Source organism: Ottowia flava (genome assembly GCF_008017535.1).
In the GTDB taxonomy this organism is placed as follows: domain Bacteria; phylum Pseudomonadota; class Gammaproteobacteria; order Burkholderiales; family Burkholderiaceae_C; genus Ottowia; species Ottowia flava.
Map to the genome: position 1 here is coordinate 118,059 of NZ_VRUA01000006.1, position 24,168 is coordinate 142,226.

Below are 24,168 nucleotides of genomic sequence, written 5' to 3' on the forward strand. Positions count from 1 at the left end.
CGTTCGCTTCGTTGCACAACCCAGAGGAATTCGCATCCATGACCGCTGAGTACAAAGTCCAAGGAGACGTGGCCGTCATCACCCTGAACAACCCGCCGGTCAACGGCCTGGGTTACGACACACGGGTGGGCATCACCGACGCCCTGGAAAAGGCCAACAACGACCCGGCCGTCAAGGCCATCGTGCTGACCGGCGCGGGCAAGGCGTTTTCAGGTGGCGCGGACATCCGCGAGTTCAACGACATCACCAAAGCCATGCGCGAGCCGATCCTGTTGTCGGTCATCCTCGCGGTCGAAAATTCGCGCAAGCCCGTGGTGGCTGCTGTGCATTCGGTCGTCATGGGCGGCGGGCTGGAATTGGCGCTCGGCGCGCACTACCGCATCGCCGCGCCGGGCACCAAGGTCGCGCTGCCGGAAGTCAAGCTGGGCCTGATCCCCGGCGCGGGCGGCACGCAGCGCCTGCCGCGCGTGCTGGGCGTGGAAACCGCGCTGAACATGATCGTCAGCGGCGAGCCCGTCAACAGCGACGTGCTGGCCGGCCTGCCGGGCCAGAAGCTGTTCGACCAGCTCAGCGCCACGCCCGAATCGCTGATGGACGAAGCCATCGCGCTGGCGCAGAAGGTGGCTGCCCAGCATGCCGACGGCAGCGCGCTGCCGCTGGTGCGCAACCTGCCGTGCAAGCACCCGCAGGGCGACGCGTACTTCCAGTTTGCGCGCAACATGGTCAAGGGCATGGCCAAGAACTTCCCCGCGCCCGTCAAGTGCGTGGACGCGGTCGAGATCGCCACCAAGTACAAGTTCGACGAAGGCCTGGCGCGCGAACGCGAAATCTTCACCAACCTGATGCAGACGCCCGAGTGCAAGGCGCTGCGCCACATCTTCGCGGCTGAGCGTGCCGCGTCCAAGATTCCCGACGTGGGCAGCGACGTCAAGCCGCGCGACGTGAAGACCGTGGGCGTGATCGGCGCCGGCACCATGGGTGGCGGCATCGCCATGAACTTCCTGAACGCTGGCATCCCCGTCACGATGCTCGAGACCAAGCAGGAGGCGCTGGACCGCGGCGTTGCCACGATCAAGAAGAACTACGAAGCCCAGGTCAAGAAGGGCAAGCTGAAGGCAGACAAGTACGAGCAGCGCATGGCCCTGCTCAAGACCACGCTGGACTACGCCGACCTGAAAGACGCCGACCTCATCATCGAAGCGGTGTTTGAAGAGCTGGGCGTGAAGGAACAGGTCTTCAAGAAGCTGGACGAAGTGGCCAAGCCCGGCGCCATCTTGGCGTCCAACACCTCGACGCTGGACGTGGACAAGATCGCCGCGTTCACGAAGCGCCCGCAGGACGTGGTCGGCATGCACTTCTTCAGCCCGGCCAACGTGATGAAGCTGCTGGAAGTGGTGCGCGGCCAAGCCACGGCCAAGGACGTGCTGGCCACGGTGATGGGCATCGCCAAGAAGATCAAGAAGACGGCCGTGGTGTCGGGCGTGTGCGACGGCTTCATCGGCAACCGCATGATCGAGCAGTACAGCCGCCAGGCCGGCTTCATGCTGGACGAGGGCGCCACGCCCCAGCAGGTCGACAAGGCGATCGAGAAGTTCGGTTTTGCCATGGGCCCGTTCCGCATGGGCGATCTGGCGGGCAACGATATTGGCTGGGCGATCCGCAAGCGCCGCGCCGTCGAGCGCGCCGACATGAAGTACAGCGCCACCGCCGACAAGCTGTGCGAGCTGGGCCGCTTCGGACAGAAAACCGGCGCCGGCTGGTACGACTATCAGCCCGGCAAGCGCGACGCCATCCCGAGCGAGCTGGTGAACAAGATGATCGAAGAGCACCGCGCGTCGCTGGGCATCAAGCCGCGCAAGATCAGCGACCAGGAAATCGTCGAGCGGCTGGTGTATTCGCTGGTCAACGAAGCCGCACACATCCTCGAAGACGGCATTGCCAGCAAGGCGAGCGACATCGACATGGTGTACCTGACCGGCTACGGCTTCCCGATCTGGCGCGGCGGCCCGATGCGCTACGCCGACCAGGTGGGCCTGTTCAACGTGGCCGAGAGCATGAAGCGCTTTGCGCGCAATCCGAACGACGACGCCAGCTTCTGGGAGCCAGCGCCGCTGCTCAAGAAGCTCGTGGCCGAAGGCAAGAATTTCAACTGAAATTGGCTTCTAGCCCTTACCAGAAAAGCGCAACCAGCTATCAATTCAGGAGTATTCAATGACATCGGCCGTTATCGTTTCCACCGCCCGCACCCCGCTGACCAAGAGCTGGAAGGGTGCTTTCAACATGACCCACGGCGCCACCCTGGGCGGCCACGCTGTGCAGCACGCGATTGCGCGCGCCGGCATCGACGCGGGTGAAGTCGAAGACGTGATCATGGGCTGCGCCAACCCCGAAGGCGCGACCGGCGCCAACATCGGCCGCCAGATCGCGCTGATGGCCGGCTGCCCGGTCACGGTCTCGGGCATGACCGTCAACCGCTTCTGCTCGTCCGGCCTGCAGACTATCGCGCTGGCCGCGCAACGCATCATCGCGGGCGAGGGCACGACCTACGTCGCCGGCGGCGTCGAAAGCATCTCCTGCGTGCAGCAGGAAATGAACCTGCACATGATGAAAGACCCGGCCCTTGAAGCCAAGGTGCCCGCCATCTACTGGAGCATGCTGCAGACCGCCGAGCAGGTCGCCAAGCGCTACAACATCGGCCGCGACGCCATGGACGAGTACGGCGCCGCCAGCCAGCAGAGGGCCGCCGCCGCGCGCGCCGCGGGCAAGTTCGACGACGAGATCGCCCCCATCACCGTGCTGGCCGGCGTGGCCGACCCGGTCATGGGCCTGCGCACCAAGGAAGTGACGGTGTCGCAGGACGAAGGCATCCGCGAAGGCACGACCAAGGAAGGCATCAGCGGCATCCGCCCGGCACTGCCCGGCGGCGTAATCACCGCCGGCAACGCCAGCCAGTTCTCGGACGGCGCTGGCGCCTGTGTGGTGATGGACGAGGCAGAGGCGTCGCGCAAGGGTCTGAAGCCCCTGGGTCGTTTCCTCGGCTTTGCCGTGGCCGGCTGCGAGCCCGACGAAATGGGCATCGGCCCGGTCTTCGCCGTGCCCAAGGTGCTCAGCCGCCTGGGCCTGAAGGTCAGCGACATCGACCTGTGGGAGTTGAACGAAGCCTTCGCCGTGCAGGTGCTGTACTGCCGCGACAAGCTGGGCATCCCGGCCGACCGCCTGAACGTCAACGGCGGCGCCATCGCCGTGGGCCACCCGTATGGCGTGTCTGGCCAGCGCCTGACGGGTCACGCACTGATCGAGGGCAAGCGTCGCGGCGCCAAGCGCGTGGCGGTGACCATGTGCATCGGCGGCGGCATGGGCGCGGCCGGCATCTTCGAAGTGCTCTGAGCACCGCGCGCGAGAGCACGGTGCCGTCGACGATCGACCTGGACACCCTGCGCCGGTTCTTTCGCATGGCGCCCTTCATGGTCGACCTGGGCATCGAGCCGGTCGCCCTGGAGGGCGGGCGCCTGCGCACGCGCCTTGAACTGCAGCCGCGCCATTTGCAGCACACCGGCGTCGTGCACGCCGGCGTAATGGCGTCGATGGCCGACCACAGCATGGGCGCGGTCGCGCAGACGAAGGCGCCCGAAGGCCACTGGGTGCTGACGGCCGAGTTCAAGACCAGCCTGCTGCGTGGCGCGCGCGGCGTGGCGCTGGAGTGCGAAGCCTGGGTCGTCAAACCCGGGCGGCAACTGAGCTTCGCCGAGGCCGAGGTCTACACCGTGGCGGCCGACGGCCAACGCACCTTGGTGGTCAAGGCCAACGGCACGATGGCGCTGACGCGGGCCGAGGCGCCCGCCCCAGCGGCTTGAGCGCACTCCGCCTTCTTGCTTGCAGGCGTGGCAGTCATCACCGGGTGGCCGGCTTTGGGCCGGGTCGCGCGGCGCTGATGCAGCAGCGGGGAAGCAGTCCCGCTTCATCGAAATCGCTAGCTTTTGTATAGCTGCTCGCGCAAGTGGGTGTAGGGCGGAGCGGCTATTTGGCTCGAAGACCTATTCCGCCATGTGGCACACGGCTTCGATGTTGTTGCCTTCCGGGTCGATGACGAAGGCGCCGTAGTAGTTGGGGTGGTAGTCGGGCCGCAGGCCGGGCGCGCCATTGTCGCGGCCGCCGGCGGCGATGGCGGCTTTGTAGAAGGCGTCGACCTGCGCGCGGCTGGTGGCGCGCCAGGCGAGGTGGCAGCCCGACGTGGCGGGTGGGCCACCAAAGGGCGAGGGCCCGTCGATGAACCACACGTCGGTCTTTTTGCCGTCCGGTTCGGTGGGGTCGGGGTGGGCGAAGCCGAGGATGTTGGCGCCGTAGTTGGCTTCCATTGCCACGCTGTAGCCCAGCGGGGCGAGGGCGGCGCTGTAAAACGCCTTGGCGCGGGCGATGTCGGTCACCCGAAATGTCATGTGGTCGATCATGGGAAGCGCTCCTGTTGGGGTGTGTCGGGCTGGCAGCGTAGCATGAAAACTGTATAAAAGCACAGTCAAAAGGGGCGTATCGCGCGCACTGGTCCACCCACCCGCGTCACGCATCGGACACGCGCCGCCCGCCACTCGCTTCGATAATTTGGCGCATGACGACACCGCTGCGCTCCACGCTCGACTTTTTGCTGCACGACTGGCTGGATGCCTCCGCGTTGACGCAGCGACCGCGCTTTGCCGACCACTCCCGCGAGACGTTCGACGCGGTGTTGGACACCTGCGAGCGCATCGCCCGCGAGAAGTACGCGCCGTTCAACCGGCTGGTGGATACCGAAGAGCCGCGCACCGAACAGAACGCCGACGGCAGCTTGCGCGTGGTGCTGCCGCGCGCCACGTACGAAGCGCGCGAAGCCTATGCCGAATCTGGCATGCTGGCCGCAGCGCAGGACTACGAGCACGGCGGCATGCAATTGCCGTATCTGGTGGAGGCGGCGGCCAATGCGTTCTTTGGCAAGGCGTCGATCAGCATTTCGTCGAGCCTGCTCACCGTCGGCAATGCCAACCTGCTCATGGCGCACGGTACCGAAGCCCAGAAGCGCGTCTTCGCCGCCAACGAGTTCAACGGCCGCTGGACCGGCACGATGTGCCTGAGCGAGCCGCAGGCTGGTTCGTCGCTGAGCGATGTGGCCACGCGCGCGGTGCTGGAAGACGCGGGCGACCCGCTCGGCCCGCGCTACCGGTTGCGTGGCAACAAGATGTGGATTTCGGCGGGCGAGCACGAGCTGGCCGACAACATCGTGCATTTGGTGCTGGCCAAGATTCCGGGCGCCGACGGCAAGCTGGTGCCCGGCGTCAAGGGCATTTCGCTGTTCGTCGTGCCCAAGAAGCTGGTCGATGCCGACGGGCAACTGACCGGGGTGCGCAACGACGTGTCGCTGGCGGGCTTGAACCACAAGCTGGGCTGGCGCGGCACGACCAACACGCTGCTGAACTTCGGGGAAGGGCAGTTCAAGGTGGACGGCCAACCGGGTGCCGTCGGCTACCTGGTCGGCCAGCCGGGCGAGGGGCTGCGCTGCATGTTCCACATGATGAACGAGGCGCGCATTGCCATCGGCATGGCGGCGACCATGCTCGGCCTGGCAGGCTACGAGGCTTCGCTCGACTATGCCAAGACGCGCACGCAGGGCCGCCCCGTGGGCCCGGCAGGCAAGGACCCGTCGGCGCCGCCTGTGCGCCTGATCGAGCACGCCGACATTCGCCGCATGCTGCTGGCGCAAAAGAGCTATTGCGAGGGTGCGCTGGCGCTGCTGCTGTACTGCGCCAAGCTGGTGGACGAGCAGCACACCGGCGACGCCGCGCAGGCCGATGAAGCGCGCCTGTTGCTGGAGGTGCTGACGCCCATCGCCAAGAGCTGGCCCAGCGAGAACTGCCTGGAAGCCAACAGCCTGGCCATCCAGATCCACGGCGGCTACGGCTACACGCGCGACTTTCCGGTCGAACAGTACTGGCGCGACAACCGCCTGAACATGATCCACGAGGGAACGCACGGCATCCAGGCCATGGACCTGCTGGGCCGCAAGGTGCTGATGGAAGGCGGGCGCGGGCTGCAACTGCTGGCTGGGCGCATCAACGCGACCATCGAGCAGGCGATGCAGCGCCCGGCGCTTGCCGCCCACGCCAACGCGCTGGCGCAGACCCTGGCGCGCGTGGGCGCCGTGACCAAGGCGGCGTGGGCGACCGGCGATGCGGGCGAGGCGCTGGCCAACGCCGTGCCTTACATGCAGGCCTTCGGCCACATGGTGCTGGCCTGGGTCTGGCTGGACCTGTTACTGGTCTCGGATGCTGCAAAAAATGCAGCTGCCCGCGTAGGTGCAGAGGGCGCTGCGGCCTATTTCTTTGCCTATGAGCTGCCCAAGACCGAAGCCTGGTTGCAGGTGGTCGAGCAGCGCAACATGACCTGCGCGCAGCTGCCCGAAGAGGCGTTTTGAGCCGGCCCAGCCCGCTGGCCATGCGGTGGCGCAGCGCCTGCGCTAGACTGCGCGCATGGCATCCCTGCTCATCCATGTTCTGACCGCGCGGCCCGCGCGTGGCCGGCGCGTGGGCATGGGTCCACTGCCACCTCCCATCCTCCGTGCGGCATCGGTCTGCACGGCGGGCGTTTGCCCGCCGCCGCCGGTCGCCGACGCGGGCTGACGTTCGTCGGCCCGTTTCTCGCTTTCTCCTTGTGCGCTGGGGCCGATCGGCCCGGGCGTCGGTCTGGTTTTGCGATGGATGGGAATTTCCATGACTTCTTCTTTTCGGGCGCGCCCCTGGGCTACCTGGGGTGCCATGTCCTTGTTCGTGCTGCTGTGGGGCAGCGCGGCGATCTTCACGCGCTGGGGGCTGGACCACGGCTCTGCCTCGGCGCTCCTGCTGGTGCGCTACGGCGTTGCTCTGATGGCGCTGGGCTTGCTGGTGCCACTGACGCGCGGCCCGTGGCTGCCCGAGCGCGGCACGCGCCGCACCGTGGCCTTCGCAGGGCTGCTGATGGTGGCGTGCTATTCGGTCTGCTATTTCCAGGCCATGGCGCACGGCATCACCCCCGGGCTGATCGCCACCTTGCTCGGCGTGCAGCCGATTCTGACGCTGCTGCTGGTGGAGCGGCGCTTCAGCGCGGCGCGCCTGCGCGGCTTGCTGCTGGCGCTGGCCGGGCTGGCATTGGTGGTCCGCCAGAGCCTTCAGGCCACGGGGTTTGACACCACCGGGCTGGCCTATGCACTGGCAGCGCTGGCCTGCGTCACCTTGGGTGCCATCGTGCAAAAGCGCGTGAAGCAGGCGCCGCTGCAGGTGCTGCCCTTGCAGTACGCCGTCACGCTGTTGGTGTGCCTGGGGTTTGCGGCCCTGCAGCCGCTGCGCTGGGACGGCAGCCTGGGGTTCTGGGCCCCGGCGCTCATGCTGGGCCTGGTGATCTCGGTGCTGGCGCAGTGGCTGCTGTACCGGCTGATCCAGCGAGGCAACCTGGTCAACGTGACCAGCCTGTTCTACCTGGTGCCGGCCGTCACGGCGCTGCTCGACTGGGCGGTGCTGGGCAACGTGCTGGGCGGATGGGCCGTGCTCGGCATGGGGTGCATCCTGGTGGGCGTGGTGTTGGTGCACCAGCAGGGCGCGGTGGTGCGCTGACGGGCGAAGCCGGTGGCCTGTGCGGTCCAATCGCACAGGAGACAGCGGCGTTTTCACCGTCTGCGCACAATACGCGTTTGCCAACCACCGACACTGGAGACCTTGCCGTGACCCGAACCGTTCAACAACTCTTCGACCTCAAGGGCAAGACTGCACTGGTGACGGGCGGCTCGCGCGGGCTGGGCCTGCAGATGGCGCAGGCGCTGGGCGAGGCGGGCGCGCGCGTGATGATCAGCGCGCGCAAGGCGGACGAGCTGGAAAGCGCCGTGGCCGATCTGCAGGCCGCCGGCATCGACGCGCGCTGGATCGCCGCCGACGCCGCGCAGGAAGCCGACATCCACCGCCTGGCCGACGAGACGCTGGAGCGCATGGGTGACGTCGATATTCTGGTCAACAACGCCGGTGCCGCCTGGGGCGCTCCTGCCGAAGACCACCCGACCGAGGCGTGGGACAAGGTCATGAACCTCAACGTGCGCGGCTACTTCCTGCTGAGCCAGCGCCTGGCCAAGAAAAGCATGATCGCGCGCAAGCAGGGGCGCATCATCAACATTGCCTCCATCGCCGGTCTGGGCGGCAACCCGCGCGGTATGGAAACCATTGCCTACAACACCAGCAAGGGTGCGGTGATCAACTTCACCCGCGCGCTGGCCTGCGAGTGGGGCGAGCACGGCATCACCGTCAACGCCATCTGCCCGGGTTTCTTTCCCAGCAAGATGACGCGCGGCACGCTGGAAAAGCTGGGCGAGGAAGAAATGGCCAGCCATTCGCCCCTGCTGCGCCTGGGCGACGAAGAAGACCTGAAGGGCATCACCCTGCTGTACGCCAGCGACGCCGGCAAGCACATCACCGGCCAGTGGCTGGCGGTGGACGGCGGCGTCAGTGTCGTCACGGGCGGCTGATGGCGCGGCGCGGACGACCCGGGGGCCACGCATGAGCCTGGACTTCGGCGCCGTCATCCCCTTCATCCACCACCTGGGCATGACGCTGGAGCGCTTTCAGGACGGCGAATCGACGCTGCACTTTCCGGTGCAACCCATCCACTTCAACTCCCACGGCGTCACGCACGGCGGGGCCCTGATGACGATGATGGACGTGACCCTGGCCACCGCGGCGCGCAGCGCCAACCTGGGCTGGGGCGTGGTCACCATCGAGATGAAGACCAGCTTCGTGCGACCCGCCACCGCGACCGCCGGGCGCCCGCTGGTCAGCCACGGCAAGCTGCTGCACCGCACGCGGTCGATGGCCTTCGTCGAGGGCTCGGTCTACGATGCCGACGGGCAGCTGTGTGCGCACGCCACCGGCACCTTCAAGTACGTGCCACCGGCCGAGCCCCAGGGCGGCCAGCCGGGCCGGCTGTCGACCGACTGAGGCGCCCGATTTTCCAGAGAAATCGGCCCCCAGCCCTACAACCACCTGCGCAAGCAGCTACCGCATTCATAGCAAAGGACCTGCCATGCCGACCAACCGTCAGATCGTTCTGGACAACCGGCCCGAGGCCGAAGCCACCGCGTCCAACTTCAAGCTGGTCAGCGCCGACACGCCCGCGCTGGCCGACGGCCAGGTGCTGGTGCGCCACCACTACCTGAGCCTTGACCCGTACATGCGTGGCCGCATGAACGACAGCAAGAGCTACGCCGCGCCGCAGCCGCTGGGCGAGGTGATGATCGGCGGCACCGTGGGCGAGGTGGCCGAGTCGCGCCACCCCAAGTTCAAGGTGGGCGACCCGGTCGTGGGCATGGGCGGCTGGCAGGAATACAGCGTGGTCGACGGCAACGCGCCGGGCCTGCTGCGCAAGGTCGACACCACGCACGTGCCGCTGTCGTACTACCTGGGCGCCGTGGGCATGCCCGGCGTCACCGCGTGGTACGGGCTGACACAGATCATCAACCCCCAGGCGGGCGAAACCGTGGTCGTCAGTGCCGCCACCGGCGCCGTGGGCAGTGCCTACGCCGCGCTGGCCAAGGCGCGTGGCTGCCGCGTGGTCGGCATCGCGGGTGGGCCAGAGAAATGCCGCTATGCGGTGGAAGAACTGCACTTCGACGCCTGCATCGACTACCGTGAACACGGCGACGTCAAGGCCATGGCCAAGGCGCTCAAAGAAGCCTGCCCGAAGGGGATCGACGGCTACTTCGAGAACGTCGGCGGCTACATCCTCGACGCCGCGCTGCTGCGCACCAATGCGTTCGCACGCGTGGCGGTGTGCGGCATGATCGCCGGCTACGACGGTGCGCCGCTGCCGCTGCAGAACCCCGCGTTGATCCTGATCAACCGGCTGAAGATCGAGGGCTTTATCGTGACCGAGCACCTGGATGTGTGGCCGCAGGCGCTGCAGGAGTTGGGCACGCTGGTGGCCCAAGGCCAACTCAAGCCGCGCGAAACCATCGCCCAGGGCATCGAGGCTGCGCCGGAGGCGTTTCTGGGCCTGCTCAAGGGCAAGAACTTCGGCAAGCAGCTGGTCAAACTCATCTGACTTGCGGAGACCGCCATGGCCGCCACCCACGAGGTTTTCAACCAGCCCACGCCGCTGGCCGACACCAACCTGTTCAGCGCCAACCGGGCCTTGCAGGACGCGCTGCGCCTGAATGCGCCGGGCCTCGCCACCGATCGGCTGCAGGCGCTGGGCGCCCTGGTTGGCAGTGCCGCGATGCAGGACCACGCGCGTCTGGCCAACGTGCACACGCCCGAGCTGCGCACGCACGACCGGCAGGGCCACCGCATTGATGAGGTCGAGTTCCACCCCGCCTACCACGCGCTGATGGCGGCGGCCACCGGCGCTGGCCTGCACGGCACGCCGTACGCATCAGAAGAGCAGGCCACCGGGCACGCCCACACGCAGCGCGCGGCCGCGTTCATGCTGTTCACCGAGCTCGAGCCGTCGATCCTGTGCCCGATCTCGATGACCTACGCCGTCACGCCCGCGCTGCGCGACAACCCGGCCATCTACGCCGACTGGGCGCCCAAGCTGGCCGCGCAGGCCTACGACCCGGCGCTCAAGCTGTGGCGCGACAAGCCCGGTGTGACCATGGGCATGGGCATGACGGAAAAGCAGGGCGGCTCCGACGTGCGCGCCAACACCACGCAGGCGGTGCTGGACGGGCAGGACGAATGGGGCGCGCGCTACCGGCTGGCGGGGCACAAGTGGTTCTTTTCGGCCCCGATGTGCGACGCCTTCCTGGTGCTGGCGCAGGCGCCGGGCGGCCTGTCGTGCTTCTTTTTGCCGCGCGTCCTGCCGGACGGCAGCCGCAATGGGCTGCGCATCCAGCGCCTGAAGGACAAGCTGGGCAACAAGGCCAACGCCAGCTCCGAAGTCGAATTCGACGGTGCCAGCGCGTGGCTGGTCGGCGAAGAAGGCCGCGGCGTGCCGCAGATCCTGGCTATGGGCACCATGACGCGGCTGGACTGCGCCCTGGGCACCAGCGGGCTGATGCGCCAGGCGCTCAGCCAGGCCATGCACCACACGGCGCAGCGCCAGGCCTTTGGCAAGCCGCTGATGGAGCACGCGCTGATGCAGAACGTGCTGGCCGATCTTGCTATCGAGAGCGAAGCTGCTTGCGCTCTGTCCATACGCCTTGCACGCACTTTTGACCAACAAAGCGATGCGCGTGAGCAGCTGCTGTCGCGCGTGCTCACGCCGATCGCCAAGTTCTGGATCTGCAAGCGCGGCAGCCTGTTCGCGCAGGAAGCCATGGAATGCCTGGGCGGCAACGGTTACGTGGAAGAGGGCGGTGAAGGCGTGCTGGCGCGCATCTACCGCGAAATGCCGGTCAACAGCATCTGGGAAGGCGCTGGCAACATCATGGCGCTGGACCTGCTGCGCGCCATGCGCAAGGGCGACGTGACCGAGGCGCTGATGCAGGAGCTGGCCCCGGCGCGCGGCCAGCACGCCGCGCTGGACCGCATGATCGACGCCGTGCCCACGCTGCTGGACGTGCAGGCCAACGAAAGCGCGGCGCGCACGCTGGCGCGCGACGTGGCGCTGACGGTGCAAGGCGCGCTGCTGGCGCAGACGGCGCCGGCGGCGGTGTTCGGTGCGTTCTGCGATTCGCGCCTGGCCACGCGCCACGACGTGTTCGGCACGCTGGGCAGCGGCGCCGACATACACGCCATCATCGAGCGCGCCAGGCCCCACTGAACCGGCATCACGTCAAGAAGGAACCTCATGATCACGGATTTCAAAGGCAAGACCGCGGTGCTGACCGGCGCCGGTTCGGGCTTTGGGCTGGAATGCGCGCGCATCGCGGCGCAGCGCGGCATGAACGTGGTGCTGGTCGATATCCAGCCCGACGCGCTGGCCGCGGCCGAGAAGGAAATCCAGGCGCTGGGTGCCCGCACGCTGGCGCGCCGCATCGACGTCAGCCAACCCGCGGTGATGGACCTGCTGGCCCAGCACGTGAAGGAAGAGTTTGGCGCGCCGCACTTCGTGTTCAACAACGCGGGCGTGGGCGCCGGCGGCCTGATCTGGGAAAACTCCGTCAAGGACTGGGAGTGGGTGCTGGGCGTCAACCTGTGGGGTGTCATCAACGGCGTGCGCGGCTTCACGCCGATGATGCTGGAAGAGGCGCGCCGCAACCCCGCGTACCAGGGCCACATCGTCAACACCGCCAGCATGGCCGGGCTGCTGACACCGCCCAACATGGGCATCTACAACGTGAGCAAGCACGCCGTGGTCGCGCTGACCGAAACGCTGTACCAGGACCTGCGCCTGGTCACCGACCAGATCAGCGCCAGCGTGCTGTGCCCATACTTCGTGGCCACCGGCATCAGCCACAGCGAGCGCAACCGCCCGGATGCCCAGCCAGCCGGTGAGATGACCGCCTCGCAGCGCATCAGCCAGGCGCAGACCGACAAGGCCGTGACCAGCGGCAAGGTGAGCGCGGCCGAAGTGGCGCACAAGGTGTTTGAAGCGATCGAACACGACCAGTTCTACATCTACAGCCACCCCAAGGCGCTGGGCAACGTGAAGTCGCGCACCGACGCGATCCTGGCCACCCAGAACCCGCCCGACCCGTTTGCCGAGCGGCCCGAGATCGGGGAAGGCCTGCGCGCGGCGCTGCGCGGACAGCCCTGAACCAGTTGTTCAGCGGCCGGCTGGTGCAGGTTGATCACCAGAACGCTTCTTTTTCGATAGCTGGTTGCGCAGATCTGGTACGCGCTACAGCCATATTCTGCGAAATTTTTGGCGGCATGCTTTCTTCGCGGCGTTGACCGACAGACGCTGAGCATGGGCGCCAGTTACAGTGGGCCCCATGGCTTTGCCGTCGCCACCGCTGTTCATCGTTTTCAACGCATCGTCTGGCGGGGCGGATGCCGAGCAGGCCAGTGGCCGCGTTGGCGATTTGCTGACCGCGGCCGGCAGGCCGCACGAGATCATCCGGGTGCGCGGCGATGAGGAGTTGACGCGCGCCACGGTCCGCGCATCGCACGCAGCGCGGGAAGCCCATGGTGCCGTCGTTGCAGCGGGTGGCGATGGCACGCTGAACGCGGTGGCCCAAGTGGTCTGGAACGCCGACCAGGTGATGGGCGTGCTGCCACAAGGCACTTTCAACTACTTTGGCCGCACGCACGGCATGCCTACCGCGCTGGACGACAGCGTGGCCGCGCTGCTGTCTGCGCGCGAACAGGCGGTCACCGTCGGCTTGCTGGGCGAGCGGGTCTTCCTGGTGAATGCCAGTGTTGGACTGTACCCGCGCCTGCTGGAAGAGCGCGAATCGGCGAAGCGCCGCTTCGGGCGCCGCCGCGTTGTCGCCTTGCTCTCGGGCCTGGGCACCATCCTGCGCGGGGGCAGCGTGCTGACGCTGGAGCTGAGCGTCGAAGGGCAAACGCGCGTGGTGCGCACGCGAACGCTGTTCGTGGGCAACAACGAACTGCAGTTGCAGGAAATCGGCCTGCGGCACGCCGTCGACGTCGAGCAGGGTCGGTTGGCGGCGATCACGTTGCAGCCGGTGTCGACGCTGCGCACGCTGTGGCTACTGATTCGCGGCGCGCTGGGCCGCCTGGACGGTGCCGAAGGGGTGGACAGCTTCGCTTTCGACCAGCTGGTGGTGCGCATGCGCCGGCGCGTGCGCTGGGTCAAGGTGGCGCTGGATGGCGAGGTCCTGCGCATGCCTCCGCCACTGGTTTTCCGTACCGCACCGAGGCCACTGCGCCTGTTGCTGCCCGCCGCAGAGGCAGAGGAGGGCTCGGCGTGATCCTGCACCTGACCGACCCCCACTTCGGAGCCGAACGGCCCGAGGTGGTGCAAGGCCTGATAGCGCTGGCGGCGTACCGCCGGCCGCGGCTGGTGGTTGTGTCCGGCGACATCACGCAACGTGCGCGGCAGGGCCAGTTTGCCGCTGCGCACCGCTTTCTGAACAGCTTGTGCGCCGAATGCGGGGCCGATCCGCGCACCGATCTGCTGGTCATTCCTGGCAACCACGATCTGCCCCTGTACAACCTGGCGCTGCGTGTCGCCGACCCCTATGGACCTTACACGCGCTGGTTCGGGGCGGACCTGGAGCCCACCGTGGCGCAGCACGGCGCCTGTCTGCTGGGTGTCAACACCACCCGACCATGGCGTCACAAGCACGGCGAAGTGTCGACCGCCCAGATCGCACGCGTGGTGGATCGCCTGCACCGCTGTGCACCCGCGGCGCTGAAGATCGTAGTGACCCACCAACCGGTGCACGCGATCGAGGCGGACGATGCCAAGGACCTGCTGCGCGGGCACGCCGCCGCGGCACAGGCCTGGGCAGATGCTGGCGCGGATCTGCTGCTGTCGGGCCATACGCACCAGTCGTTCGTTGCGCCCCTGCCGCCACCGCTCAATGCCACCTGGGTGGTGCAGACTGGCACGGCGGTGTCGCGGCGCATCCGTGAGCGCGTGCCCAACAGCGTGCACTTCATCCGCTACGCAGGTTTGCCGACGGATCAGCGCGCGGCGGTAGAGCGCTGGGATTGGGACGATGCCGGGGCGTTCGAGCAGACGGCAGACACGGTCATACCGGCGCGCGGCGGCTGAAACGTCATCGCCCGACCTGCGTCAGTTGGTCGCGCCAGAACCTGGGCATCAGATCGAACAGTGGCGTGGCTTCGCGTTGCAGTGTGTGTGCATTCAGAACGGTGCCCACCACGGGCAGCGAACTGGCGGTGTCGACAAAGGCCAATTGGCGCATCCACGCCAGGTTGATGCCGCCCAGGGGGTCGGGCTGCGCGTAGATGAGTTGCAGCATCCGGCGCGCTTCCAGGCTGCCGCGCGTCTCGGCCAGGCGATAGAGACGTATCGCTTCCGCGTAGTTCATGGGAACGCCCACGCCACGGTGGTAGCGCCGGGCTGCCTCCAGCGCTTCGCTGGCGCTCGGCGACGGCGGGACGCGCTCGGGCTTGAGTGCCTGGTCTGCAAGGCGTGCCTGTACCTCCCTTAGGTTGTAGGCAGCAGCATCGGAGTGGGGCGCTGCACGGCGGAAATAACCCACGGCTTGCTCGAGTTGGCCGCGCCCCACCGCCAGCATGCCGAGCTCCGTTAGCGCCTGCACATCGCCGTCGGCGGCGGCCCGCTGCAGCAGGCCCATGCCTGGCCGAGGCGCCTCCATGCCGTCCGGACCGGGTGGCCCGACCTGCAGGGGCGTCTGGCGCTGCGCAAGCAACCAGCCAAGATAGTCGGCACGCGCCGCGTGGCTGGCGCGCAGTTGCGCGATGCTGCGATCGGCCACCAGCGGCTGCGCGGGTCCCACGCAGCCGTCGATGGCGCACCAGGCCAGACCGGCATCGGCCCAGGGCTCACGCCCGTTGGAGGCGGCACGCTGAAACCACAGCTGGGCAGAGGAAGGATCGCGTCGCACACCCGCGCCATGCAGATGAATCAAGCCAAGCAGCCAAGCCGCCTGAGCCGATCGCGCGGTGGCGCCGTAGCGACCACTGCCGCTGGGGTTCGCGGCGCGCTGCAGTTGCCTGAGTTCGCGCGCCACAGCCTGAGCGCGAATGTCCCGCGTGCCGGGCAGTTCCGAAACCAGTGGAGCGGCTTCGATCCGGGGGGTATCGCCCGGTGGTCGCGGGTGGATCGGATCGCGCGCGACGGGTGCGGCTTCCAGTGGCGGCAGTGCTGGCGTTGCGCGTTCCGCGGCTGGCTCTGGCAGGGCGATGCGCGAAGGCGCTCCGGGCAGGTTGGACGGGGCGCCGGTCAAGCTGAACGCTGCGCCGGCGACGAGGCACATCACACACGCACAGGCAGCACGTTGCGCTGGCCGTGCCGCGCCGCTGGCGGGCATCGCGGGCAAGACGTCGCGGAGGACGGTCGCGAGCATGGCCGGGCCCCAAGGCGCTCACTTGGTCGCGGGCGCGGCTTCGGTGGGAGCCGGGGCCGGACGCGGCACGACATTCCATTGCACCAACTGCGTCACGTAACCGGCCGATCCCATGGCTGCGGCATAGCGCTGCTGCAGTCCTTCCGCGCCATTCACGCCGATCAGGGCGGTAAGTGCCCGCCCTTGCAGCTCTGGTGGCAGCAGCGGATCGGCAGCCTGTGCCGTGGCCAGACAAATCACCGTCTCGACGCCGGGGCGCCCCGCGTCCAGGATGAAGCCCGGGTTAGGGCCCATCCAGTCGGGAATGCGCACCGCCAGGTTGGCCGAGACCAGCGAATTGGGCTGCAGGGCGTTAGGAAGAATGCGCATGGTCTGGCCACGCGAGTCGATGAAGTAGCAGTACAAGTGAGACGTCCTGTTCACCCGTGCCGACAGGAAGATCTGCTCACCTTCGGTGAACGGTTGTCGCTCGCCTGCGGGTTGCGGGTTTTCGATCTGCATGTCGATCAGCCAGGGGGCGGGGGTGCCGCCGGTCAGGCCGGCGACACGCTGCCCCTCCGGCCCCGTGATCTGCATCGGGCCGTTGCTCGCCCAGCCGATGCGGGAGAGCGCGCCGCTCTCGTTCAGCGCAACGAAGTTGCGCAGGGCCGCGTCGTAGGTGGGGAAGTCCACCACGCCGCTGACCACCACGCCACGGTCGGATTGGAAGCGTGACAGCGCATACCGCATGGCGGGCTCGTTGATCGGCATGACTTCCGAGCCTGCCGGCAGGTAGCCGCGGCTGATGAGTGAGGCCTTGACCAGCGCAAATTGACCCGCAGGGCCGCTTTCCGCGTACCAGTCGCGCATCTGCCGCTGAAAGTTCGGGTTGGTCTGATCGAGCATCAGGCATTGCCAATAGGGCACACGCGCCCACTTGCCGACGAGCTCGATCATGGCCAGGTCCACCAGCGTGCGCACCGCGCCACCGGCGCCGAGCGCGTAGTCGCGCCCGATGTTGAACTTGACGCCGTAGTCGCCAATTCGGCCAGCCAGATCGAACCCCTGGCCGGCCCCGCCAATCACAACCTCGTTCGCGGAGTCCAGCCCCGGAATGATGGTGCGGGTACGGAAGTCGCCCAGGTGGGCTTCCAGCGCGACCACGGTGGCGGCCTTGCTGTTGCTGTAGCCCGTGTCCAGTCGGCTGGCGGACGTCCCGGCCGACAGGCGGTTGCTGAGGACATTCTGATCAACGAACGCGATGGCGCCGGACACGTACAGTGCCGGTCGCTGCAACTGCATCTGGTTGTTGTTGAGCAGAATCGTCGAGAGGTTCTGAACGGTGTCCTGGCGCGCGATGTCCACTTCAAAATCGACGAAGCGGAAGGCATTGCTCACGTGCGACATCTGCGAGAGCGAGGTGATCACCATGTCCTTCACGGCGGCCGGCACCTTGCCCGAGAAGTCCGGAAACTGCTTGCTGGTGATCAAGGTGGTCGGCAGATTGGCCGCACGCAGCATGTGGTCCATGCACACCAGCGATTCGGAGAAGCTGGAAATCGAACGCACCGGCCGCACGGTGGGCCGGTCGGCCGTAAAGGCGGCCTCGTGGTATTCGGTATCCCTGCGTGGATCCAGCGGAGCGCACCCACTGATCAAGCCGAGTCCCAGCAGGCACATGTAAACCCAGGTGGAAAAACGGCCGCGACGACGATTCGTCCGGGTTGCCAGTGCCCGGTCACTCGACAGGGTCCGTGGTGCGTCAAGGTGTTTCATCTTCCCTTCCTCCCGTGGATGCCCTTGGAACCGGACCGATTTCAGTCCCGATCACGGCGGTGAGCGGATCGGCCCGGTAGCCGCGTGAACGTGGCCGTCAGTTGCACAGGTTCACGAGGTCGCCGCGCAGCACGACCACTTGTTCGTTGTTGCCCAGCTTGTTGCCGGGGGTCGTAGTACTTCCAACCGACTGATAGCAGGTCGTGCGCAGTCCCTGCGTGCGCACCGACTGCACGACGTCGCGCTCGGTCGCCACTTCACCCGGCGTCGCGCCATAGGCCTTGGCCGTATAGCGCGACACCTTGGCCTGCATGTCGTCGGGCATGTCGCGGCGGTAGTTGATGTCGCCCGACTTCGCCGGTGCGGCGGTGGGCAGTTGCAGGTAGTTCACCCGGCCTTGGATCTGTACGGGATCCTCGCCAGGCGCGGCCGCCTGGGCTGGCGTCAAACCGACAAGCCACAGGGGCAGCGTGGCCAGCGCGAGTGTGTTCCAGATCGACATGGTGTGCCTCCTTGCGTGGTGATGGTTAACCCGTTCCGGCCCCGCGCGTGCGTCGGGGCCAGGACAAGTCAGGGCATCGGACGTTCCGATGCCGACTCACGGCCGCGTGAGCGATGCGAATGGGCCACAGGCCGGGCCTACGCAGATCGGGGGTGGCGGCTCGCAGGCGTCGTTCGAAGCGAGGTTCTGGTAGGCGACCGCTCCGTCGCCGTTGGCGAGGTTGCCCACGAAGGACTGGCCTGTGATGTAGGTGGTCTGGTTGGACGTGCCGCTGATCAGCACCTTGCCGTAGTTCGACGACATGTTTTGCACTGCGACAGCGTTCGCGCCCTTGGCCTTGTTGTCCGCCACCGAGCCGCCTGACATGCCGAAGTACTGGTTGCTGGTGCCGCTGATCGTCACATCGCCATGGTTGGAAGCGGCGTTCTGGTACGCAACAGCCGTTCCAGCATCGCAGCCGACGCAACCGTTGCCTTCGGCCGTGTTGTACATCGAGCTTTCGATGACATTGGCCGTCTGGTTGGAGGTGCCGGACACGGACACTTTGCCCACGTTCGATGCGAGGCTCTGTACCGCAATGTCACCCGCATTCTTGGCGTGGTTCTCGACCGTGGCTTTTTCCAGCGTGGCGCTCTGGTTGGAGGTGCCGGTGATGCTGACGGAGCCCTTGTTCGATGCGAGGTTCTGGTTCGCATAGGCGTTCGAGTCGGCCGTGTTCTTTACCACCGAATTGTTGACCGAAGCGGTCTGGTTCGAGGTGCCGGTGATCCGGATCTCTCCCATAGGAGCCGGTGTGAGGGCGTACGACGCGGTCGCAAGCGCACTCAGGGCGAAAAATGCAAGCGTTTTCATGATGACGATCCTCCAAAGGTTGTTGACACCGTGTCCGGCGCCCGACGCATGTCGAGCGCTGGCTCTGACGCCCACCGGCCTGGCCCGAAACGGTATTGCTTTGGACTGCCGGTGCCGTCGCATGCAGTTTCAAATGGGCGGCGAACTCGTCCCATCGCCGATTGGAGATACCTACTTGGGCATAGGTCTGATGGTTCATAGGTTTGAGCGAGACTGGTCATCAGCGTTGACAGTAAAGCGCGGAAAGCTAGCAAAAAGATAGCTTCACCTTGATTTATCCGAGTTAGTAACCGAATGTGTCAACAGAAAAATTTAGCAAAGAATGCCAACAAATACTCACATTCATCTCGGGAAGCGCCTAACGTAGAGCCATAACGCGCCGGGGCGCAGCGGTTCCCGGCTTCAACCCGGCACCCTATACACGGTGGGCTGAAGACCGATTTCGCGCCTCTACAAGTACGTCGTACATGGGCCCATGAGGCCCAAGGAAGGTCTCCATGAACACCGCAGCCCCCGCTGTCGAAGGTTTCGACATACCGGTCCGTGTGCGTCCGGGCGCTACGGCCATGGCGCCGATTGCTGCGGGCGGTGTGCCGTGGCCGGATTTCCTCACCGGCCAGCCCGACCAGCCAGTTAGAGTGCTGCTGGTGGACGACGACCCGCACATACGCCGGGTCATCGCGCAGGAGCTGCTGGGCGATCCGCGTGTCCTGCTGGTGGGGCAGGCCAGTTCGCTGCGTGAAGGCAAACGGCTGGTTGCGCTGCACGCCTTCGACGTGATGCTGGTGGACCTCAACCTTGGCGACGGCACCGGGTTCCAGTTGATCGAGTTCATGAAACACACCCACCCGGTGGCCGAGGCGGTGGTCGTATCGGCCATGGAGGACGAAGAGCACGCCATTCACGCGTTTGAACTCGGAGCGACCGGCTACCTGATCAAGAATTCCTGGTTCGGCAATTTCGCGCAGGCCGTGCTGCAGGTGGTGAACGGCGGCGCATCGGTCACGCCCAACCTGGCGCGTCGCCTGCTGCGTCGGCTCGAATCGAGTGGGCCAGCGGGACGCCATAAAGGTTCGGCACGTGCAGGCGCGCGCGGCGTCGGGCCCGACGCGCTGTCGACGCGCGAGCGTGAGATCCTCCGTTTCGTGGCGATCGGACACACCAGCGGCGAGATCGGCGTGCGCCTGGGCATTAGCACGCAGACCGTGAACTGCCACGTCAAGAACGTCTACCGCAAGCTGCAAGTGCGTACGCGCGCGCAGGCGGTCAGCCTGGCCTCCATGCACGGCTTGTTGTACTGAGGGGCCGCATGAGTACGCCACTCTTGTGAGCTCGCGCCGCTCTGTACTTTCACCAGCAGCCTACACGGCCCGCACCATGTCCAGCGCCACCATGCTTCTGTTTGCGCTGGCTGCTGCGGGCGGCGCCTTGTGGGTTGCCTGCCGCGGCTGGCGCACCAGATCCTGGAGTGACGGCGCCTTTTTCGTGGCGATGGGAAGCTGGGCCGTCTTGGGCGCGGTTTCCAGCTTGTGGCCATTCGAATTGCCCGGCGCCACGGGGCATGTGCTCCAGACGGCGCTGCTGCAACTGACCTTGCTCGGGGTCGAAGCCTTCCTGTTGCTGAGCGCCGGGGTCTGGAGCCAGTGGGTCTGCCTGGCGTGGTTGGTGCACGCTGCGTTCAGCGCCCTGTACGCGGTGGCTTGTGTGCTGGATTGGCACGACGCTCAGGCGCGGGTTGCGCTGCTCGCCATCAACGTCGGCTTCTTCGTGGCCATGGCGCTCGTTCTGGCGGGGCAGGCCTGGCAATTGGGCTCCGCGCAGGCCTGGGCACTGTTACTCGTCGCATTGCCGGTCGGTGTGGTTCTGCTGGCGGACATGCCGATATCGAACCGCCACATGCCGCTCATATCCCCGCTGCAGCCGTTGGTGGGGCTGGAGTTGTTCGTCCTCTGGCTGGCTTTGCAGCGTGATCGGCGGGGATCCGGCACCTCCATGAACCGGGAAGATGAACTCTATGGTCGGCTCATACAGGACTTGCACGACGGCGTGGGTTCGCGGTTGACGTGCATCGCCGCGGCGTTGGAGCAGGGTACGCCGCAGCAGCGCGGCACTGCCGCCCAGTTGCAGCAGTGCCTGGTTGAGCTCAAGTTGCTGATCGACGGGGCCCGCACCGAGGGGTCGGTGGTGGCGCACCTGGCCAATCTGCGCTACCGCGCTCAGCCGCTGCTGAACGTCGCCGGCATCGCGCTGCACTGGGACGTTGAACCGAGCGAGCAGCTGGAAAGTGTGCAGGGCGACGCCGCCACCCAGGTGCTGCGCATTGCGCAGGAGGCGCTGGCCAACGCGATCCGGCATTCGGGCGGACGGGCGGTGAAGGTGTGCTGCCGGGCGCTGTCGTCCCCGGCTGCGCTGCTGCTGGAGGTATACGACGACGGACGTGGCCTGCCGTTTCCCACCGGCAGTGCCTGGGTTGAATCGCACTGGGCGCACGGCAAGGGCCTGGGCGGCATGCGTTCGCGCGCCGTGCGACTGGGCGGCACGCTGCAGCTGGATTCGCTGCCGGGGGAAGGCACCTGCGTGCGCCTGCAGGTGCCGATCGGTGGCGCCATGCCGCCGCCTGGCCCATCCGGCCGCTGGTTCCTGCCGCGCAAGCGAACGGCCGGCCACTGAGCCTTGCCGGTGTGCCTGGGGCGCAAAGCGCTATGGCAAACTCCCCAGCTTTTTGAGGGGCGGCCCGCCCAGGCCGGCGCGGCGCCCGAGCGCATCCGATGTCATCTTCTTCCCTCATCGCCCAGATCGCCGCCGAGTTGAAAGTGCGCGACGCGCAGGTCCAGGCGGCCGTTGACCTGCTGGACGGCGGCGCCACCGTCCCCTTCATCGCCCGTTACCGCAAGGAGGCCACCGGCGGCCTGGACGACGTGCAGATGCGCGAGCTGGAAGCGCGCCTGGCGTACCTGCGCGAGCTGCACGAGCGCCGCGCCTCCGTGCTGAAAAGCATCGAAGAGCAGGGCAAGCTGACGCCCGAGCTGCGCGCCGCCATTGAGGCGGCGCCGACCAAGCAGGAGGTGGAAGACCTGTACCTGCCGTACAAGCAAAAGCGCCGCACCAAAGGCCAGATCGCGCGCGAATTCGGCATCGAGCCGCTCGCCGATCAGCTGTTTGGCGACCCCACGCTGGACCCGGCCGAAGCCGCCAAGCCCTTCGTCAAGGCCGAGAAAGGCGAGGGCGGTGAAGACTTCACCAGCGTGCCCGCCGTGCTGGACGGCGTGCGCGACATCCTGTCCGAGCGCTGGGCGGAAGACGCCCAACTGGTGCAAGGCCTGCGCGAATGGCTGTGGGCCGAAGGCCTGCTGCAGAGCAAGTTGGCCAGCGGCAAGAACGAGAACGACCCCGAGGTCGCCAAGTTCCGCGACTACTTCGATTACGACGAGCCGATCGGCCGCGTGCCCAGCCACCGCGCGCTGGCCGTGTTCCGCGGCCGCCAGTTGGAGATTTTGGACGCCAAATTGGCGATTCCTGAGGCGGAGCCTGCGCAGGCAGCTCCTAAAACCGCAGCAACGCCCAGTTTGGCCGAGGGCCGTATCGCGCTTCACCTGGGCTGGTCGCACAGCGGCCGCCCGGCCGACGACCTGCTGCGCAAATGCGTGGCCTGGACCTGGCGCGTCAAGCTTTCCTTGAGCACCGAGCGCGATCTGTTCTCGCGCCTGCGCGAAGATGCCGAAAAGGTGGCGATCAAGGTCTTTGGCGACAACCTGCGCGATCTGCTGCTGGCTGCACCGGCTGGCGCCAAGGCCGTGATGGGGCTGGACCCGGGCATCCGCACCGGCGTGAAAGTCGCCGTGTGCGACGCCACCGGCAAGCTGGTGGAGACCGCCACCGTCTTCCCGCACGAACCACGCAAGGATTGGGAAGGCAGCCTGCACACGCTGGGCCGCCTGGTCGCCAAGCACGGCGTGCAGCTGATCGCCATCGGCAACGGCACCGCCAGCCGCGAGACCGACAAGCTGGCCGGTGACTTGATCAAATTGGTGCAAAAAATGGCTTCAAGCCAGGACGGGCTTGCGCAGCCAGCTATCGAAAAAGTAGTGATCAGCGAAGCCGGCGCCTCCGTCTACAGCGCCAGCGAATACGCCTCGCAAGAGCTGCCCGATGTTGACGTCAGCCTGCGCGGCGCCGCTAGCATTGCGCGGCGCCTGCAGGACCCGCTGGCCGAGCTGGTCAAGATCGACCCCAAATCCATCGGGGTGGGCCAGTACCAGCACGACGTGAACCAGAGCGAGCTGGCGCGCCAGCTCGATGCCGTGGTCGAAGACTGCGTGAACGGCGTCGGCGTAGACCTGAACACGGCCAGCGCGCCGCTGCTGGCGCGCGTGTCCGGCCTGTCGCCTACTGTGGCCAAGGCCGTGGTGCGCTGGCGCGAACAGCACGGCGCCTTCGCCAGCCGCCAGCAGCTGCTGGACGTCAGCGGCTTGGGCCCCAAGACCTTTGAGCAGAGCGCGGGCTTTTTGCGCATCCGCGGCGGCAGCCAACCGCTGGACATGACCGGCGTGCACCCGGAAACGTACCCGGTGGTCGAGCAGATCATCGTCAGCACCGGCAAACCGATCGACCAACTGATGGGCCGTGCCGAGCTGCTCAAAGGCCTGAAGGCCGAGCAGTTCGCCACCGCGCAGTTCGGCGCCGTCACCGTGAAGGACATCCTGGCCGAGCTGGAAAAGCCCGGCCGCGACCCGCGCCCGGATTTCAAGGTGGCGCGCTTCAACGACGGCGTGGATGACATTGCCGACTTGCGCGAAGGCATGGTGCTGGAAGGCACGGTCAGCAACGTCGCGCAGTTTGGCGCCTTCGTCGACCTGGGCGTGCACCAGGACGGGCTGGTGCACGTCAGCCAGCTGGCCAACCGCTTCGTCAGCGACGCGCGCGAAGTCGTCAAAACCGGGCAGATCGTCAAGGTAAAGGTGCTGGAAGTCGACGTGCCGCGCAAGCGCATCAGCCTGACGATGAAGCTGGACGCACAAGCGCCGCGCCGCGATGCGCCGCGCGACAACCGCTTTGAAGGCGCTGGCCGCGGTCAGCGCGCCCCGCAAGCCGGCCGCCGCGACGCCGGGCAGGCGGCAGGCAGCCAGATGGCCGACGCCTTCGCCAAGCTGCAGGGCTTGCGGAAATAGGG

20 protein-coding genes are annotated in these 24,168 nt (G+C 66.9%); 15 read left to right on the plus strand and 5 right to left on the minus strand.

Translation table 11 applies throughout. From position 1 onward, the window contains the following. Window positions 1-38: 38 nt before the first annotated feature. The 3 genes from FVQ98_RS08640 to FVQ98_RS08650 are packed head-to-tail and all read left to right on the plus strand — an operon-like array spanning window position 39 to window position 3,854. Window positions 39-2,153 carry a 3-hydroxyacyl-CoA dehydrogenase NAD-binding domain-containing protein gene (locus FVQ98_RS08640; protein ID WP_147913028.1) on the plus strand — a complete coding sequence of 705 codons (2,115 nt, stop codon included), beginning with the start codon at window positions 39-41 and terminating at the stop codon, window positions 2,151-2,153. A gap of 58 nt (window positions 2,154-2,211) precedes the next feature. Next, entirely contained in the window at window positions 2,212-3,387 is a 1,176-nt protein-coding gene (locus FVQ98_RS08645) for an acetyl-CoA C-acyltransferase (RefSeq protein WP_147913029.1), read from the plus strand. Between the two features lie 20 nt (window positions 3,388-3,407). Further along, window positions 3,408-3,854, plus strand: coding sequence for a PaaI family thioesterase (locus FVQ98_RS08650; RefSeq protein ID WP_222707588.1), 447 nt, complete (start codon window positions 3,408-3,410; stop codon window positions 3,852-3,854). A 180-nt stretch (window positions 3,855-4,034) separates the two neighbouring features. On the opposite strand, the gene FVQ98_RS08655 is transcribed toward FVQ98_RS08650, so the two are convergent. After that, a complete protein-coding gene (locus FVQ98_RS08655) occupies window positions 4,035-4,448 on the minus strand; it encodes a VOC family protein (protein ID WP_147913030.1) in 414 nt (137 codons plus the stop codon). 155 nt (window positions 4,449-4,603) lie between these two features. Here FVQ98_RS08655 and FVQ98_RS08660 point away from each other — a divergent pair, with 155 nt between their 5' ends. The 9 genes from FVQ98_RS08660 to FVQ98_RS08700 all read left to right on the plus strand — a co-directional run bounded on the left by FVQ98_RS08660 (window position 4,604) and on the right by FVQ98_RS08700 (window position 14,607). Continuing rightward, the gene (locus FVQ98_RS08660) at window positions 4,604-6,439 is read left to right on the plus strand and encodes an acyl-CoA dehydrogenase (RefSeq protein WP_147913031.1); all 1,836 of its coding nucleotides are present in this window, start codon (window positions 4,604-4,606) and stop codon (window positions 6,437-6,439) included. Window positions 6,440-6,734: 295 nt separating this feature from the next. Continuing rightward, window positions 6,735-7,610 (plus strand): DMT family transporter, encoded by an 876-nt coding sequence (locus tag FVQ98_RS08665; RefSeq protein WP_255507706.1) that lies wholly within the window; start codon window positions 6,735-6,737, stop codon window positions 7,608-7,610. A gap of 107 nt (window positions 7,611-7,717) precedes the next feature. Beyond that, window positions 7,718-8,509 (plus strand): SDR family oxidoreductase, encoded by a 792-nt coding sequence (locus FVQ98_RS08670; protein WP_147913032.1) that lies wholly within the window; start codon window positions 7,718-7,720, stop codon window positions 8,507-8,509. 31 nt (window positions 8,510-8,540) lie between these two features. After that, entirely contained in the window at window positions 8,541-8,978 is a 438-nt protein-coding gene (locus FVQ98_RS08675) for a PaaI family thioesterase (protein ID WP_147913033.1), read from the plus strand. Between the two features lie 85 nt (window positions 8,979-9,063). Further along, the gene (locus FVQ98_RS08680; protein ID WP_147913034.1) at window positions 9,064-10,080 is read left to right on the plus strand and encodes an NADP-dependent oxidoreductase; all 1,017 of its coding nucleotides are present in this window, start codon (window positions 9,064-9,066) and stop codon (window positions 10,078-10,080) included. Between the two features lie 15 nt (window positions 10,081-10,095). Beyond that, complete coding sequence (locus tag FVQ98_RS08685) at window positions 10,096-11,742, plus strand: isovaleryl-CoA dehydrogenase (RefSeq protein ID WP_147913035.1); 1,647 nt, start codon at window positions 10,096-10,098, stop codon at window positions 11,740-11,742. Window positions 11,743-11,769: 27 nt separating this feature from the next. Beyond that, window positions 11,770-12,678 (plus strand): SDR family oxidoreductase, encoded by a 909-nt coding sequence (locus FVQ98_RS08690; RefSeq protein WP_147913036.1) that lies wholly within the window; start codon window positions 11,770-11,772, stop codon window positions 12,676-12,678. A 178-nt stretch (window positions 12,679-12,856) separates the two neighbouring features. Then, window positions 12,857-13,798 carry a diacylglycerol/lipid kinase family protein gene (locus tag FVQ98_RS08695; protein WP_147913037.1) on the plus strand — a complete coding sequence of 314 codons (942 nt, stop codon included), beginning with the start codon at window positions 12,857-12,859 and terminating at the stop codon, window positions 13,796-13,798. Then, the gene (locus FVQ98_RS08700) at window positions 13,795-14,607 is read left to right on the plus strand and encodes a metallophosphoesterase family protein (RefSeq protein ID WP_147913038.1); all 813 of its coding nucleotides are present in this window, start codon (window positions 13,795-13,797) and stop codon (window positions 14,605-14,607) included. The genes FVQ98_RS08695 and FVQ98_RS08700 overlap by 4 nt, the downstream gene beginning before the upstream one ends. 4 nt (window positions 14,608-14,611) lie before the next feature. Here FVQ98_RS08700 and FVQ98_RS08705 read toward each other — a convergent pair whose 3' ends face one another. The 4 genes from FVQ98_RS08705 to FVQ98_RS08720 form a co-directional block, all read right to left on the minus strand. Then, window positions 14,612-15,769 (minus strand): tetratricopeptide repeat protein, encoded by a 1,158-nt coding sequence (locus FVQ98_RS08705; RefSeq protein WP_187265679.1) that lies wholly within the window; start codon window positions 15,767-15,769, stop codon window positions 14,612-14,614. Window positions 15,770-15,907: 138 nt separating this feature from the next. Then, complete coding sequence (locus FVQ98_RS08710) at window positions 15,908-17,548, minus strand: DUF4384 domain-containing protein (protein WP_147913040.1); 1,641 nt, start codon at window positions 17,546-17,548, stop codon at window positions 15,908-15,910. A 193-nt stretch (window positions 17,549-17,741) separates the two neighbouring features. After that, a complete protein-coding gene (locus tag FVQ98_RS08715; RefSeq protein WP_147913041.1) occupies window positions 17,742-18,146 on the minus strand; it encodes a hypothetical protein in 405 nt (134 codons plus the stop codon). Between the two features lie 96 nt (window positions 18,147-18,242). After that, window positions 18,243-18,998, minus strand: a complete 756-nt coding sequence (locus tag FVQ98_RS08720; RefSeq protein ID WP_147913042.1) for a hypothetical protein — start codon at window positions 18,996-18,998, stop codon at window positions 18,243-18,245. 566 nt (window positions 18,999-19,564) lie between these two features. Between FVQ98_RS08720 and FVQ98_RS08725 the strand changes: the two genes are divergently transcribed. The 3 genes from FVQ98_RS08725 (at window position 19,565) to FVQ98_RS08735 (ending at window position 24,166) form a co-directional block, all read left to right on the plus strand. Then, the gene (locus tag FVQ98_RS08725; protein WP_255507708.1) at window positions 19,565-20,299 is read left to right on the plus strand and encodes a response regulator; all 735 of its coding nucleotides are present in this window, start codon (window positions 19,565-19,567) and stop codon (window positions 20,297-20,299) included. 76 nt (window positions 20,300-20,375) lie between these two features. Beyond that, entirely contained in the window at window positions 20,376-21,668 is a 1,293-nt protein-coding gene (locus FVQ98_RS08730; RefSeq protein WP_187265680.1) for a sensor histidine kinase, read from the plus strand. Window positions 21,669-21,766: 98 nt separating this feature from the next. Next, window positions 21,767-24,166 (plus strand): Tex family protein, encoded by a 2,400-nt coding sequence (locus FVQ98_RS08735; protein ID WP_147913045.1) that lies wholly within the window; start codon window positions 21,767-21,769, stop codon window positions 24,164-24,166. The last annotated feature ends 2 nt before the right edge of the window (window positions 24,167-24,168 follow it).